The organism is Actinomycetospora straminea, from assembly GCF_028737255.1.
GTDB lineage: Bacteria > Actinomycetota > Actinomycetes > Mycobacteriales > Pseudonocardiaceae > Actinomycetospora > Actinomycetospora straminea.
Genome location: NZ_JAQZAN010000002.1, coordinates 102,411 through 116,277, shown reverse-complemented (window position 1 = coordinate 116,277; position 13,867 = coordinate 102,411). Strand labels below are relative to the sequence as shown.

The window sequence follows — 13,867 nt, the reverse complement described above, 5'->3', positions numbered from 1 at the left end:
CGACGAACAAGGGATGACACCCATGACGGAGACCGTCGGCACCACGTCCGAGGAGTCGGACACCGCCGCGCCGCGGCGGGGCCTGACCATCGAGCGTGTGCACACCACTCCCGGCGTCCACCCGTACGACGAGGTCGTGTGGGAGCGCCGTGACGTGGTGATGACGAACTGGCGCGACGGCTCGGTCAACTTCGAGCAGCGGGGCGTCGAGTTCCCGCAGTCGTGGTCGGTGAACGCCGTCAACATCGTCACCAGCAAGTACTTCCGCGGGGCGCTGGGCACCGAGGCGCGCGAGTCGAGCCTGCGCCAGCTCATCGACCGCGTGGTGCGCACCTACACCGAGGCCGGCTCGCAGCACGGGTACTTCGCGACGCCCGAGGACGCCGAGCTGTTCTCCCACGAGCTGACCTGGATGCTGCTGCACCAGTACTTCAGCTTCAACTCGCCGGTGTGGTTCAACGTCGGCACGAGCTCGCCGCAGCAGGTCAGCGCCTGCTTCATCCTGTCGGTCGACGACACGATGGAGTCGATCCTCAACTGGTACCGCGAGGAAGGGCTGATCTTCAAGGGCGGCTCCGGTGCCGGGCTCAACCTCTCGCGCATCCGCTCCTCGAAGGAGCTGCTGTCCTCGGGCGGCACGGCCTCGGGCCCGGTGTCGTTCATGCGGGGCGCCGACGCCTCGGCCGGCACCATCAAGTCCGGCGGGGCCACGCGCCGCGCCGCGAAGATGGTCGTGCTCGACGTCGACCACCCCGACGTCGCCGACTTCGTCGCCACCAAGCGCGACGAGGAGCGCAAGATCCGGGTGCTGCGCGACGCCGGGTTCGACATGGACCTCGGCGGCTCCGACATCACGTCGGTCCAGTACCAGAACGCCAACAACTCGGTCCGGGTCTCCGACGAGTTCATGCGCGCGGTGCAGTCGGGCGGCGAGTTCGGGCTGCGCGCCCGCACCACGGGCGAGGTCGTCGACACCGTCGACGCCAAGAAGCTCTTCCGCAGCATGGCCGAGGCCGCGTGGGAGTGCGCCGACCCGGGCCTGCAGTACGACGACACCATCAACGACTGGCACACCTCGCCGGAGTCGGGGCGCATCACCGCGTCCAACCCCTGCTCGGAGTACCTGCACCTGGACAACTCCAGCTGCAACCTCGCGTCGCTGAACCTGATGAAGTTCCTCGACGACGACAACTCGTTCCGCGTCGACGACTTCGTGCGCTCGGTCGAGCTGGTCATCACCGCGATGGACATCTCGATCTGCTTCGCCGACTTCCCCACCGAGTCGATCGGTGAGACGACGCGCGCTTTCCGTCAGCTCGGCATCGGCTACGCCAACCTCGGCGCGCTGCTCATGGCCACCGGCCGGGCGTACGACTCCGAGGGCGGGCGCGCGCTGGCGGCGTCGATCACCTCGCTGATGACCGGCACGGCCTACCGCCGCTCCGCCGAGCTCGCCGGGGCGGTCGCGCCGTACGACGGCTACGCCCGCAACGCCGACGCCCACCGCCGGGTCATGCGCAAGCACGCCGCCGCCAACGACGCGATCCGCACCGTGCACCGCGAGGACGCCCGCATCCGCGACGCGGCCACCACGCAGTGGCAGACCGGGCTCGAGGTCGGCGCCCGCAGCGGCTGGCGCAACGCCCAGGCCAGCGTGCTCGCCCCCACCGGGACCATCGGCTTCATGATGGACTGCGACACCACCGGGGTGGAGCCGGACTTCTCGCTGGTCAAGTTCAAGAAGCTGGTCGGCGGCGGCTCGATGCAGATCGTCAACCAGACCATCCCGCGCGCCCTCGACGTGCTCGGCTACCAGGCCGAGCAGAGCGAGGCGATCGTCGAGTACATCGCCGAGCACGGCCACGTCATCGACGCCCCGGGCCTGCGCCCCGAGCACTACGAGGTGTTCGACTGCGCGATGGGCCAGCGCTCGATCGCGCCGATGGGCCACGTGCGGATGATGGCCGCGGTCCAGCCGTTCATCTCCGGGGCCATCTCCAAGACGGTCAACATGCCCGAGCAGGCCTCGGTCGAGGACATCGAGGAGATCTACTTCGAGTCCTGGAAGCTGGGGCTCAAGGCGCTCGCGATCTACCGCGACAACTGCAAGGTCGGCCAGCCGCTGTCGACGGGCAAGGCCTCCGGGTCCACCGCCGAGTCGACCACCGGCAAGGAGGTCGCGGCGGCCGACCCGCGCCCGGTGCGCAAGCGGCTCCCGAAGAAGCGCCCGAGCGAGACGGTGTCGTTCGCGGTCGCGGGCGCGGAGGGCTACCTCACCGCGGGCTCGTACCCCGACGACGGCCTCGGCGAGATCTTCGTCAAGATGTCGAAGCAGGGCTCGACCCTCGCCGGCGTCATGGACGCGTTCTCCATGGCCATCTCGATCGCGCTGCAGTACGGCGTGCCGCTGGAGACCTACGTCTCCAAGTTCGTCAACATGCGCTTCGAGCCGGCGGGCATGACCGACGACCCCGACGTCCGCATGGCCACGAGCGTCGTCGACTACCTGTTCCGCCGCATCGCGCTCGACCACCTGCCCTACGAGAAGCGCGCCCAGCTGGGCATCTTCTCCGCGGACGAGCGCTCGGCCCAGGTCGCGGCCACCGACTACGGCACCGGGGCGCCGGCGGCCGCGGCGGCCCCGGCCGCCGAGCCGGTCGACGTCGAGTCGCTCCGCACCTCGGTGGACGTCACGCCCACCGAGCAGGGCCCCAAGGACCGCCGCAAGGCCGACGTCTCGGTCGGCAGCTCCACCGAGCTGCTCGAGCTGCAGCAGGGCAAGGCGGCCGACGCGCCGCTCTGCCTGACCTGCGGCACGAAGATGCGGCCCGCCGGCTCCTGCTACGTCTGCGAGGGCTGCGGCTCCACCAGCGGCTGCAGCTAGCTGGTCCGGCGCAGCCGGACCCACCCCACCGAGGCCCGCTCCCCGGCCCCGCCTGGGGCGCCCGGCGTCACCCCGACGCCGGGCGCCCCGCGCGCCCGCGCCGATCGACGGAGCGGGAGCTCCGCACGCCGCACCGGTCCCGGGAGCGGGCACCCGCACCTCGGCACGCAGCCAGGGCGTCCCTCGCTGCCCGCCACGCAGCGAGGGACGCCCTCGCTCACTCCGCCGGCACCACCGTCGCCGAGAGCGCGCGGTGGTCCGACAGCGGCGGGTGGTGCACCTGCGGCGCGGTGGCGACGACGCCGCGCCCGAGCACGTGGTCGATCTGGCGCTGCGGGGCGTCGGCCGGGAACGTCAGCCCCGCGACGAGACCCGGCAGGCCGCTGCCGAGGCGGGCGCGGCGGACGCCGAGGTTGAGGTCGCCGGTGACCACCAGGGGGTCCTCGTCGCGCAGGGCCCGCACGAGGTGCCGCAGCTGGACGAGGTTCCAGCCGGGGATGAACGACAGGTGGGTGGTCGCCACGGTCACGGGCCCGTGCGGGCCGACGACGCGGGCCGCGAGCGCGGTGCGGGGCTCGTCGCGCACGAGGACCGGGCGGCGCGGGCTCCCGAGCAGCAGCGGGACCCGGCGCGGCAGCCGGGGGAGGGGCAGCACCCACCAGTCGACCACCGGCAGCCGGGACACCAGGGCGATCCCGTACGCCGGCGACGTCCCGGGCGGGGGGCGGGTGTCGCCCGCGGTCGTCTCGCCCACCGGGTCCGGCGCGGGCACCCAGTCGCCGGGCACGCCGTGCAGGGTCGGGGCGAAGCGGTGCTCGACGGCGCCCATCGCCTCGGCCGCGACCGCCGCCAGGTCCGCGCCCTCCGACCGGGGCTGGGCGCGGTCGACCTCCTGCAGCCCGAGCACGTCGACGTCGAGCGCGTCGACGGCCTTCGCTAATCCGTCCACGTCGGCCGGGCCGGTGGCCGTCGCGGCGCCGTGCAGCACGTTCCAGGTCCCCAGTCGCACGAGCCCCAGGGTGCCCGGTTCGCTCGCGATCTCCCCGGGTACCGCCCTCGGGGTGAACGGACCTTCGGACGATCCCGGTCACCCGCCCGACGGCGTCGGTCGCCGCGAGGCGCTCAAGCGCGTCGCGGTCGCCCTGCGCACGGGCGGGATCGGCTTCGCGCTGGCCGGCGGGTACGCGGGCTGGGCCCTGGGCGGGCCGGAGCCGGAGAACGACGTCGACTTCGTCGTCGCCGAGGCCGACGCGGAGCGCGCCGCGGAGGCCCTGACCGCCGCGGAGCTCGACGTCCGACACCCGCCCGAGGACTGGCTGTTCAAGGTCTACAGCGACGGCGCGCTGGTCGACGTGCTGTTCCGCCTCGCCGGCGTGTCCGTCGACGGGGAGCTGCTCGCCCGGGCGCGCGAGCAGGAGGTGCTGTCGGTGGCGATGCCGGTCGTCGACGCCACCGACCTCCTCATCGGCAAGCTCGCCGCGCTCAACGAGCACGCCTGCGACCTCGCCAAGGTCCTGCCCACCGCGCGGGCGCTGCGCGAGAAGATCGACTGGTCGCGGGCGGAGGACGCCACGGCGTGGAACGACATCGCCGTCGCGTGCCTGTTCCTGCTGCGGCGGATCGGGGTCGCGCCGCAGGTCGAGCACGCCGAGCACCGGGTCGACCACCGGCCCGATCACCAGGTCGACCGGGCCGACCACCGTCCCTGCCACCATCCTGATCACAGCGCACCCCGAGACCGCTGACCCGACCGCGCCCGGCACGATGACGCCCGTGGACGAGGGCGGGGCGGGGCTGCGGCGGGTCGTCGCCACCCGGTACGTCACCCCGCTGCGCGAGGGCGGCTCGCTGCCGGGGCTGGTCGAGGCCGACGACCTCGGCACCTACGTCGCGAAGTTCGTCGGGGCGGGGCAGGGCGCGAAGGCGCTGGTCGCCGAGGTGATCGCGGGCGAGCTCGCCCGGCGCCTGGGGCTGCGGGTGCCCGAGCTCGTGGTGCTGGACCTCGACCCCGTGATCGCCCGCGCGGAGCCCGACTGGGAGGTCCAGGAGCTCCTCGCGCGCAGCGGCGGCGAGAACCTCGGCATGGACTTCCTGCCCGGTGCCATCGGCTTCGACCCGGTCGCGCACCGGATCGACGCCGCCGAGGCCTCGCGGGTCCTGTGGTTCGACGCGTTCGTCGAGAACGTCGATCGGTCGTGGCGCAACCCGAACCTGCTGCGCTGGCACCGCGACCTCTGGCTCATCGACCACGGCGCCTGCCTCTACTTCCACCACTCCTGGGCCCGCGCCGACGCCGTGGTCGCGCGCCCCTACGACACCGGCGACCACGTCCTCGCCCCGGCGGCCACGGCGCGGGCGGAGGCCGACGCCGACCTCACCGGCACGGTCGACCGGGCGCTGCTGACCGACGTCGTGGCCCGGGTGCCCGACGGGTGGCTCGACGAGCCGGGCACCGAACCTGGTGCCCGCCGCGACGCCTACGTCGAGCACCTCCTGGGTCGGCTCGCCGCCCGCGAGGCGTGGGTGCCGCGATGAGCGCCGCCGGCACCCGGGACACCTTCGAGTACGCCCTGCTGCGCGTGGTGCCCGACATCGAGCGCGGCGAGCTGGTCAACGTCGGCGTGCTGCTCTACTGCCGCCACCGCGAGCACCTCGCCGTCCGCACCGACCTCGACCCGGACCGCGTGCGCGCCCTCGCGCCGCACGCCGACCTCGACGCCGTGCGCGACGCCGTCGCCGCGTGGGAGCGGGCGGTCCGGGGCGAGGGACCCGCGGCGGTGCTGTCTGCCGGCGAGCGGTTCCGCTGGCTGACCGCGCCGCGCAGCACCGTCCTGCAGCCCGGGCCGGTGCACACCGGGCTGACCGCGGACCCCGAGGCCGAGATCGACCGGCTGGTGGCCCGGCTCGTGCGCGCGCCGTCCTGAATCGTTCCGCCGTTTTCCCCGGCGCCGCCACGGGGGATTCCGCCCGGTGCTCGGCCGCGCGCAACCCGTCCCGGGAGGGACCGGCGACGCGGCCACGGACGGAGGAGGACGCGGTGGCCGACGAGGTGCGCTGGCTGGAGACGGTGGGGTCCGGCGACGTCGAGGAGGTGGGCGGCAAGAACGCCTCGCTCGGCGAGATGATCGGGAACCTGGCCGGGCGCGGCATCCGCGTCCCCGGCGGCTTCGCGACGACGGCGACGGCCTACCGCACGTTCCTCGCCCACAACCACCTCGACGAGAAGATCGCCGGCATCCTCGGCGAGCTCGCCGACGGCTCCCGCGAGCTCGCCGACGCCGGCGCGGCCGTCCGCGACCTGTTCGCGCAGGCCGAGTTCCCGGAGTCGACGGCGGAGGCGATCCGGTCGGCGTACGCGGAGCTGGGGGAGCGCTACGAGACGACCGACGTCGACGTCGCCGTGCGCAGCAGCGCGACCGCCGAGGACCTGCCCGACGCGAGCTTCGCCGGCCAGCAGGACACCTACCTCAACATCACCGGCGCCGACGCCCTGCTCGCGGCCTGCCGCGACTGCTACGCCTCGCTGTTCACCGACCGCGCGATCAGCTACCGCGTCGAGCAGGGCTTCGAGCACACCGACGTCGCGCTCTCGATCGGCATCCAGAAGATGGTGCGCTCCGACCTCGGCTCCGCCGGCGTCATGTTCACGATCGACTCCGACACCGGCTTCCCCGACACCGCGATCATCAACGCCGCCTGGGGCCTTGGCGAGAACGTCGTCGGCGGCGAGGTCACCCCCGATCAGTACACGGTCTACAAGCCCTTCCTCGACCGCGAGGAGCTCGTCCCGATCCTCGCGAAGACGATCGGGGCCAAGGAGCGCAAGCTCGTCTACACCGACGCGGGTGACGAGCCGACGGAGAACGTCGAGACCACCGACGAGGAGCGCCGGGCGACGGTCCTGTCCGACGAGGAGATCCTCGCGCTCGCCCGTTGGGGCTCGGTCATCGAAGAGCACTACGAGCGCCCGATGGACGTCGAGTGGGCCAGGGACGGGCGCAGCGGCGACCTGTTCGTCGTCCAGGCGCGGCCCGAGACCGTGCAGTCGCGCGCGGGTGCCGGGACGCTCTCCACGTTCAGCCTCACCGAGACCGGCGAGGTGATCCTGTCGGGCCTCGCGATCGGGCAGGCCATCGCGGCGGGCGAGGTCCAGGTCATCGCGTCCGCCGACGACGTCGACCAGTTCGAGGACGGCAAGGTCCTGGTCACCGAGATGACCGACCCGGACTGGGTGCCGATCATGCGCCGCGCCGCCGCCATCGTCACCGACCGCGGCGGGCGCACCTCGCACGCCGCGATCGTCAGCCGCGAGCTCGGCGTGCCGGCGATCGTCGGGTCCGGCAACGCGACCGAGCTGCTCGCCGACGGCCGCGAGGTGACGATCTCCTGCGTCGAGGGCGACGAGGGGCACGTCTACGAGGGCCTGCTCGCCTACGAGGAGCGCGAGCTGGACCTCGAGTCGGTGCCGCAGCCGACGACGCGGGTGATGATGAACATCGGCAGCCCCGCGGCGGCCATGCAGTGGTGGCGCCTGCCCGCCCACGGCATCGGGCTCGCGCGGATGGAGTACCTGGTCAACAACGTCATCCAGGCCCACCCGCTGGCGCTGCTGCACCTCGACGAGGTGTCCGACGCCGAGGCGAAGGCGCAGATCGAGGAGCTCACCGCCGGCTGGGACGACAAGGGCGAGTACTTCGTCGACCACCTCGCCCGCGGCGTCGCCACCATCGCCGCGTCGCAGTACCCGGAACCGGTCGTCGTGCGGCTGTCGGACTTCAAGACCAACGAGTACGCCGGCCTGCTCGGCGGGGCGCAGTTCGAGCCCGACGAGGAGAACCCGATGCTCGGCTGGCGCGGGGCGTCGCGGTACTACAGCGACGACTACAAGGAGGCGTTCGCCCTCGAGTGCCGGGCGCTGCGGCGCGTGCGCACCGAGATGGGCTTCACGAACGTCGTCGTCATGGTCCCGTTCTGCCGCACGCCCGAGGAGGCCGACCGGGTCCTGGAGGTCATGGCCGAGTACGGGCTCGAGCGCGGGCAGGACGACCTGCAGGTCTACGTCATGGCCGAGATCCCGTCGAACGTGCTGCAGGCCGACGAGTTCGCCGACCGCTTCGACGGCTTCTCCATCGGCTCCAACGACCTCACCCAGCTCACCCTCGGCATCGGCCGCGACGACGACCGCCTCACGCACCTGTTCGACGAGCGCAGCCCGGCGGTCAAGAAGATGATCACGATGCTGATCGAGGCGGCCCACGCCAAGGACCGCTACGTCGGCATCTGCGGCCAGGGCCCCAGCGACCACCCGGACCTCGCGGAGTTCCTCGTCGAGCAGGGCATCGACTCGATGTCGCTGAACCCCGACAGCGTGCTCACCGTCATCGAGCGCGTCGCCGAGGCCGAGTCGCGCCGCGGCTGAGGGGTGTCAGCGACGTGCCGTCGCTGACACCCAGCGTCCGTATCGGTACGTCGATCACGGTCGCCGTCCGTTCACCTCGGTGGGGCACGGTGCCGCGGTGACGAGAGCAGCGGCGGTCGGGCTCCTCCTGGTCGTGCTCGCCGCATGCGGGTCGGGCTCGGGGCCGAGGTCGGCGACCGTCGCGCCGCAGCCCTGCTCGCCGGCCGTCGCGATCGCCGGCTTCTCCGACGTCCTCGACGGCCGGGGGTACGGGGCGCGGCGTACCTGGCCGGTCACCGGCCTGTCCGGGCTCGGCGTCGACCGCGACGGGACGCTGCTGGCGCTGAGCGACCGGTCGGTGCTGTTCACGCTCGACCCGGGCCGCCGCGAGCCGACCGGCGCGACGCCGTCCTGGCCCCGGGCGTCGTGGTGGCGTCGGTCGAGGGCGGGCTCACCGGCGACGACCCGGGCGTGCGCCGCCTCCTGACCTGGACGACCGGGACGCCGGGCCCGCAGTGCGCGTACCGCCCCGACCCCGGCCTCGACCTCGCCGAGCTCGCCGCCACGGGCGACGGGCGCCTGCTCGTCGTCGAGCGCTCCTACACGCCCGGGGTGGGCAACACCGTGCACCTCGCGCTCGCCGACCCCCGCGGCGCCGCCGACGTCACCGCCATCCCGTCCCTGCCGGCCACCGGTGGACCCGCCCCCGTCGCCCGCACCCCGCTCGCGGACCTCGGCGCCTGCCCGGACCTCGGCGCCACCGCCAGGCAGGCGCAGGCGAACCCGCTGCTCGACGACGTCGAGGGCATGACGGTCCTCGGGCGCACCCCCGACGGCGCGCTGCGGGTGCTGCTCGTCAGCGACGACAACCAGAATCCCGAGCAGACGACCCGGCTCGATGACCTCGTGGTGCGCCTGCCCCCGCCGTGACCCGGCCGAGCGGAGTGCGATCCGTGACACCGCGCGTGCGGAGCGTGCCGCGGAGGTGGAGGGTGGCGCCGTGACCGCCGACGCTCGCACCCGTCCGACCCGCGCCCTCGTCCTCGGCGGCGGAGGCCTCGCCGGCATCGCGTGGGAGGTGGGCGTGCTCGTCGGTCTGGCCGAGGGCGGCGTCGACCTCGGCCTCGCGGACCGTGTCGTGGGCACCTCCGCCGGCTCCGTCGTCGGCACGCTCCTGACCACCGGCGTGGACCTCGCCGCCGTGCACGAGGAGCACCTCGCCGGGTCGTCGGGCACCACGGGCCCGCCCGCGAACCTCGACATGGAGGCCCTCGGCGCCGAGCTCGTCGCCGCCATGGACGGCGCCCGGGACGCGGGGGAGATGCGGGCCCGGCTCGGCGCGTGGGCGCTGGCCGCGGACACGCCCCCGGAGGCCGAGCGGCTCGCGGTGATCGACGCCCGCCTGCCGGTCAAGGAGTGGCCGGCGACCGACCTGCGCATCACCGCGGTCGACGCGCGGTCCGGGGACCTCGCGGTGTTTACCCGCGACGCCCGCGTCCGGCTCGTCGACGCGGTGGCCGGGAGCTGCGCGGTGCCCGGTGTGTGGCCGCCGATGACGGTCGGCACGTGGCGCTACATCGACGGCGGCGTCGCGTCGGTGGTGCACGTGGCGCGCGCCGACGACGACGGCTTCGAGATCACCGGCCCCGCCGACCGGCTGCTCGTCGTCGCCCCGCTCGACCCGCCGGCGGGCGGCCCCTTCCGGTCGGTGACCCAGGAGATCGAGCACCGCCAGGAGCAGTACCCGGACACCACCGCGATCGCGATCCTCGCCGACGAGACCGCGGTCGCGGCGTTCGGCACGAACGTGCTCGACCCGGCCACGATGCCGGCGTCGGCGACGGCCGGCCGGGAGCAGGGCTGCGCTCGCGCCGCCGAGGTCCTGCGGTCCTGGGCATGAGTGCCCCGACCGCCACCGCGACGACGGTGCGCCGCGGCGGCGCGCTCGCCGCGTTCGCGGTCCTGCTGCTCGCGGCCAACCTGCGCCCGCCGGTGGTCGGCGTCGCGCCGCTGGTCGACCAGGCGCGTGACGCGCTCGGCGTCTCCAGCGGCGTCGCGGGGCTGCTGACCAGCCTGCCGGTGCTCTGCTTCGGTCTCCTCGCCCCGGTCGCGCCGCGCCTGGCCCGCCGCTGGGGTCTCGAGCGGCTGCTCGTCGCGGCGCTGGTGGTGCTCGCGGTCGGGATCGCGCTGCGGCTGGTCTCCTCGCTGGCCGTCATCCTCGTGGGCAGCGTGTTGGTCGGCACCGCGATCGCGGTCGGCAACGTCTCGCTGCCGACCCTGGTCAAGCGCGACTTCCCGCACCGCACGGGCGCGATGACCGGCGCGTACTCGATGGTGCTCACCGGCGGCGGGGCCGTGGCCGCGGCGGTCACCGTGCCGCTGCAGCGGATCACGGGCCTGGACTGGAGCGCGACCCTCGGGCTGTGGGGGCTCCTGGCGCTCGCGACGCTCGTCGTCTGGCTCCCGCGGGCGCGGCGGCGCACGGTGCCCCCGCCGCCCGCGCGGGAGGGGCCGACGCTGCGCAGCGCGCTGCTGCGCGACCCGCTCGCGTGGCAGGTCACGCTGTTCATGGGCCTGCAGTCGCTGCAGTTCTACGCGCTGTCGGCGTGGATCCCGACGATCTTCGTCGACGCCGGGCGCACCCCCGCCGAGGGCGGTCTGCTGCTCTCGCTCGCCGGCTTCGTCGGGCTGGTGTTCTCGGCGACGGCGCCGTCGTTCGCGATGCGCCGCCCGTCGCAGAGCCTGGTCGTGACGACGACCTGCCTGTTCTACGTCGTCGGCTACGTCGGGCTGCTCCTCGCCCCCGACTCGCTCGCGGTGCTGTGGATGGTGCTGCTCGGGATCGCGCAGGGCTCGAACATCGCGCTCGGGCTGCTGCTCATCACGCTGCGCTCGCCCGACACCGAGCACACCGCCGAGCTCTCGGCGATGGCCCAGGGCGTCGGCTACACGCTCGCCGCGCTCGGCCCGTTCGCCCTCGGTGCGCTCCACGACGCCACCGACGGGTGGACGGTGCCGCTGGTGGTGATGCTGGTGCTCGTCGTGCCGCTGATCGCGGTGGGGTGGGGCGCCGGGCGGGACCGGCACGTGCTCAGCTGACGATCCCCAGGAGGACCCGGGCGGTCCCGTCGGGATCGGTGACCATCGCGTCGTGGCCGGTGTCGAGGACCTCGACCCCGCGCCACGTCGCGTCCCCGCGGGCGGCGTCGGCGACGCCGGCGAAGACGTCGAACCCGGGCTTGTCCGTGCAGTGGACGTACCAGCGGTCGAGCGTCGGGACCGGCGCGTCGGGCAGCGGGTCGTCGGCTCCGCGGCGGGGCTGCGGGGTCAGGCGCGGTCCCACCCAGGCCCGCAGGCGCTCGTCGCGGATGGCCCAGCCGTCCATCGCGACCTCGGGGTCGAGCACGATCCGGTCCTCGTCGTCCACCCGGCTCAGGAAGAACGCGCGGCGCTCCGGGGGCAGCAGGTCGTGCAGCGAGCGCCCCGGCTCGGGGACGAACGCGTCGAGGTAGACCAGGCCCGCGATGCGCTCCGGGGCGTGCTGCGCGACGCCGGTGATGACCACGCCGCTCGAGCTGTGCCCGACGAGCAGGACGTCGTGGAGATCCTCCATGTGCAGGGTCGCGACGACGTCCTGCACGTGCGTCGCGAGCCCGACGTGCGGCCCGTGGAGGTGCGCGCGGTCGCCGACGCCGGTCAGCGTCGGGGTGTGCACCTCGTGGCCGGCGGCGCGCAGCCGCGCGGCGACCGGGCGCCACACCCAGCCGCCGTGCCACCCGCCGTGCACCAGCACCGCCACCGCCGCCACGGGTCCATGGAACCGCGGAGCGCCGCGTCAGTCGATGAGGGCCGCGAGGCCGTCGAGGACGCGCGCCAGGCCGAAGCGCCAGGCGCGGTCGGGGTCGCGGGCGGAGTCCTGCGCCGCGCCCGCCGCGGCCCCGACCCGCACCGCGCGCGGGTAGCGCTCGGGGTCGAGGACCTGCTCGAGCACGGGAGCGCGGGCGGCCCACCACGCCGTGCCGTCGCTGGGGCCGGTGGACTGCTGCTCGACCAGCGCCGCCGCGCGCACGACGTCGAGCAGGAACGTCAGGGCGGCGTCGCGGTCGACGTCGTCGAGGTCCGCGAGGTCGGCGAGCTCGTCGAACGCGGCCAGCTCGTGCTCGTACTTCGCGGTCTCGCCGGGGCCCAGCACCGGCCGGCCCGGGTCGACGCGCGCGGCCCAGGGGTGGGCGCGGTGGAGCGCGCGGTTCTCCTCGGCCACGGCGGTGAGGCGCTCGCGCCACGGCCGCCCCGTGGTGTCGCGCCGGGCCATGGCGGCGTAGGCGGCGTCGACGACGAGGTCGGCGAGCTCCTCGCGTCCGGGCACGTAGGTGTAGAGCGTCATCGGGGCGACGCCGAGCTCCCGGGCGAGCGCGCGCACGGAGAGGCCCGCGAGCCCCTCGGGGCCGCCGGCGTCGGCGAGGGCGGTGGCGCGGGCGACGACGTCGTCGAGGTCGAGACCGCGCCGCGGGCCGCGGGCGCCGGCCGCCGGCTCGACCCGCCACAGCAGCGCGAGCGTGCGCGCGGGGTCGGGGGCCACGGCGGTCATCCTGGCACATCCTCTCCGTACAGCGTACGTTGTACAGCGTACGGAGAGAGAGGGGTCCTCATGCAGATCAGCGCCTCCGCGGTGTCGCTCAACGTCGCCGACCCGGCCGCCTCGGCGGCCTTCCTCGTCGAGCACTTCGGGTTCACGCAGGCCATGGCCGCCGACGGATTCGCGTCACTGGCGCGCGAGGACGCCGGGATGTCGGTCGTCTTCCTGCGCACCGGCCTGGCGTCCCTGCCCGCCGACCAGCGCGACGAGCACGCCGCCGGGCTGATCCTCGCGTTCGTCGTCGACGACCTGGAGGGCGAGCTGGCCCGGCTCGAGCGCGAGGGCGTGGCGATCACGATGCCGCTGACGCCGGAACCGTGGGGCGAGCGCGCGTTCCAGGTGCGCGACCCGAACCGGGTGATCGTGCAGCTCGTGGACTGGGAGGGCGAGGTGGCTCCCGAGTACCGCTAGGGCCGTCGGCAGGATGGGGGTGTGGAGATCGCCCTGACGGCCGTGCGCCCCGATTCGCCCGACGGGCTGACCGCCCTGCGCGCCTACGCCGGCGAGCTCGCCCGCCGGTGGCCCGACAGGGCGCCCGAGCCGCAGTGGTCCGAGGAGCTCATCGCCGACGACCCGCTGGCGCTCACCCCGCCGTCCGGGATCTTCGTCGTCGCCAAGCAGGGCGAGCGGGTGGTCGCCTGCGGGGGCCTGCGGCTCGAGGGCGGCGACGTCCCGCCCGGCGCGGGGGAGATCAAGCGGATGTGGGTCGACCCGGACGTGCGGGGCCAGGGCCTGGGCCGGCGGGTGCTCGCGCACCTCACCGACCTGGCCCGCGAGGCCGGCCTGCGCCGCCTCGTGCTCGACACGGCCGACGACCTCCTCGAGGCCCGCGCGCTCTACGCCCGCGAGGGGTTCGTCGAGACCGAGCCCTACAACGCCAACCCCTACGCCCACCACTGGTACAGCCGCGACCTGTGGTGACGGCCCCATGTGAGTACTTTCCATGGCG

General features: G+C 74.3%; 14 protein-coding genes. 11 read left to right on the top strand and 3 right to left on the bottom strand.

What is annotated here, in order from left to right:
- The first annotated feature begins 22 nt into the window (after positions 1 to 22).
- Positions 23 to 2,884, top strand: a complete 2,862-nt coding sequence (locus PH190_RS03790) for a vitamin B12-dependent ribonucleotide reductase (RefSeq protein ID WP_274230165.1) — start codon at positions 23 to 25, stop codon at positions 2,882 to 2,884.
- A 217-nt stretch (positions 2,885 to 3,101) separates the two neighbouring features.
- Here the strand turns inward: PH190_RS03790 and PH190_RS03785 are convergent, their stop codons facing one another.
- A complete protein-coding gene (locus PH190_RS03785; protein ID WP_274230164.1) occupies positions 3,102 to 3,893 on the bottom strand; it encodes an endonuclease/exonuclease/phosphatase family protein in 792 nt (263 codons plus the stop codon).
- Positions 3,894 to 3,945: 52 nt separating this feature from the next.
- Here PH190_RS03785 and PH190_RS03780 point away from each other — a divergent pair, with 52 nt between their 5' ends.
- The 8 genes from PH190_RS03780 to PH190_RS03745 all read left to right on the top strand — a co-directional run bounded on the left by PH190_RS03780 (position 3,946) and on the right by PH190_RS03745 (position 11,381).
- A complete protein-coding gene (locus PH190_RS03780; protein ID WP_274230163.1) occupies positions 3,946 to 4,629 on the top strand; it encodes a nucleotidyltransferase in 684 nt (227 codons plus the stop codon).
- Positions 4,630 to 4,648: 19 nt separating this feature from the next.
- Positions 4,649 to 5,419 (top strand): HipA family kinase, encoded by a 771-nt coding sequence (locus PH190_RS03775; protein ID WP_420791568.1) that lies wholly within the window; start codon positions 4,649 to 4,651, stop codon positions 5,417 to 5,419.
- Positions 5,416 to 5,808 carry a DUF3037 domain-containing protein gene (locus PH190_RS03770; RefSeq protein ID WP_274230161.1) on the top strand — a complete coding sequence of 131 codons (393 nt, stop codon included), beginning with the start codon at positions 5,416 to 5,418 and terminating at the stop codon, positions 5,806 to 5,808. The genes PH190_RS03775 and PH190_RS03770 overlap by 4 nt, the downstream gene beginning before the upstream one ends.
- Positions 5,809 to 5,921: 113 nt before the next feature.
- Complete coding sequence (ppsA, locus tag PH190_RS03765; RefSeq protein ID WP_274230160.1) at positions 5,922 to 8,303, top strand: phosphoenolpyruvate synthase; 2,382 nt, start codon at positions 5,922 to 5,924, stop codon at positions 8,301 to 8,303.
- A gap of 97 nt (positions 8,304 to 8,400) precedes the next feature.
- Complete coding sequence (locus tag PH190_RS03760) at positions 8,401 to 8,769, top strand: hypothetical protein (protein WP_274230159.1); 369 nt, start codon at positions 8,401 to 8,403, stop codon at positions 8,767 to 8,769.
- Positions 8,712 to 9,212: an esterase-like activity of phytase family protein gene (locus tag PH190_RS03755; RefSeq protein ID WP_274230158.1), complete on the top strand. Its 501-nt coding sequence runs from the start codon at positions 8,712 to 8,714 to the stop codon at positions 9,210 to 9,212. The genes PH190_RS03760 and PH190_RS03755 overlap by 58 nt, the downstream gene beginning before the upstream one ends.
- 70 nt (positions 9,213 to 9,282) lie before the next feature.
- The gene (locus PH190_RS03750; protein WP_274230157.1) at positions 9,283 to 10,182 is read left to right on the top strand and encodes a patatin-like phospholipase family protein; all 900 of its coding nucleotides are present in this window, start codon (positions 9,283 to 9,285) and stop codon (positions 10,180 to 10,182) included.
- Positions 10,179 to 11,381: a CynX/NimT family MFS transporter gene (locus PH190_RS03745; protein ID WP_274230156.1), complete on the top strand. Its 1,203-nt coding sequence runs from the start codon at positions 10,179 to 10,181 to the stop codon at positions 11,379 to 11,381. Before PH190_RS03750 ends, PH190_RS03745 begins: the two co-directional genes overlap by 4 nt.
- Here PH190_RS03745 and PH190_RS03740 read toward each other — a convergent pair.
- Both PH190_RS03740 and PH190_RS03735 read right to left on the bottom strand, forming a co-directional pair.
- A complete protein-coding gene (locus PH190_RS03740) occupies positions 11,374 to 12,090 on the bottom strand; it encodes an alpha/beta fold hydrolase (RefSeq protein WP_274230155.1) in 717 nt (238 codons plus the stop codon). The genes PH190_RS03745 and PH190_RS03740 overlap by 8 nt on opposite strands.
- 27 nt (positions 12,091 to 12,117) lie before the next feature.
- On the bottom strand, positions 12,118 to 12,870 hold the full coding sequence (locus tag PH190_RS03735; RefSeq protein ID WP_274230154.1) for a TetR/AcrR family transcriptional regulator C-terminal domain-containing protein: 753 nt from the start codon (positions 12,868 to 12,870) through the stop codon (positions 12,118 to 12,120).
- A 60-nt stretch (positions 12,871 to 12,930) separates the two neighbouring features.
- Between PH190_RS03735 and PH190_RS03730 the strand changes: the two genes are divergently transcribed.
- A complete protein-coding gene (locus PH190_RS03730; protein WP_274230153.1) occupies positions 12,931 to 13,329 on the top strand; it encodes a VOC family protein in 399 nt (132 codons plus the stop codon).
- A 21-nt stretch (positions 13,330 to 13,350) separates the two neighbouring features.
- The gene (locus tag PH190_RS03725; protein ID WP_274230152.1) at positions 13,351 to 13,839 is read left to right on the top strand and encodes a GNAT family N-acetyltransferase; all 489 of its coding nucleotides are present in this window, start codon (positions 13,351 to 13,353) and stop codon (positions 13,837 to 13,839) included.
- Positions 13,840 to 13,867: the final 28 nt, after the last annotated feature.

Bases quoted from the DNA above. Each gene is read 5' to 3' on its own strand.
- PH190_RS03790 (WP_274230165.1), top strand. From the start codon at position 23: ATGACGGAGACCGTCGGCACCACGTCCGAGGAGTCGGACACCGCCGCG.
- PH190_RS03775 (WP_420791568.1), top strand. From the start codon at position 4,649: ATGACGCCCGTGGACGAGGGCGGGGCGGGGCTGCGGCGGGTCGTCGCC.
- PH190_RS03770 (WP_274230161.1), top strand. From the start codon at position 5,416: ATGAGCGCCGCCGGCACCCGGGACACCTTCGAGTACGCCCTGCTGCGC.
- PH190_RS03745 (WP_274230156.1), top strand. From the start codon at position 10,179: ATGAGTGCCCCGACCGCCACCGCGACGACGGTGCGCCGCGGCGGCGCG.
- PH190_RS03735 (WP_274230154.1), bottom strand. From the start codon at position 12,870: ATGACCGCCGTGGCCCCCGACCCCGCGCGCACGCTCGCGCTGCTGTGG.
- PH190_RS03730 (WP_274230153.1), top strand. From the start codon at position 12,931: ATGCAGATCAGCGCCTCCGCGGTGTCGCTCAACGTCGCCGACCCGGCC.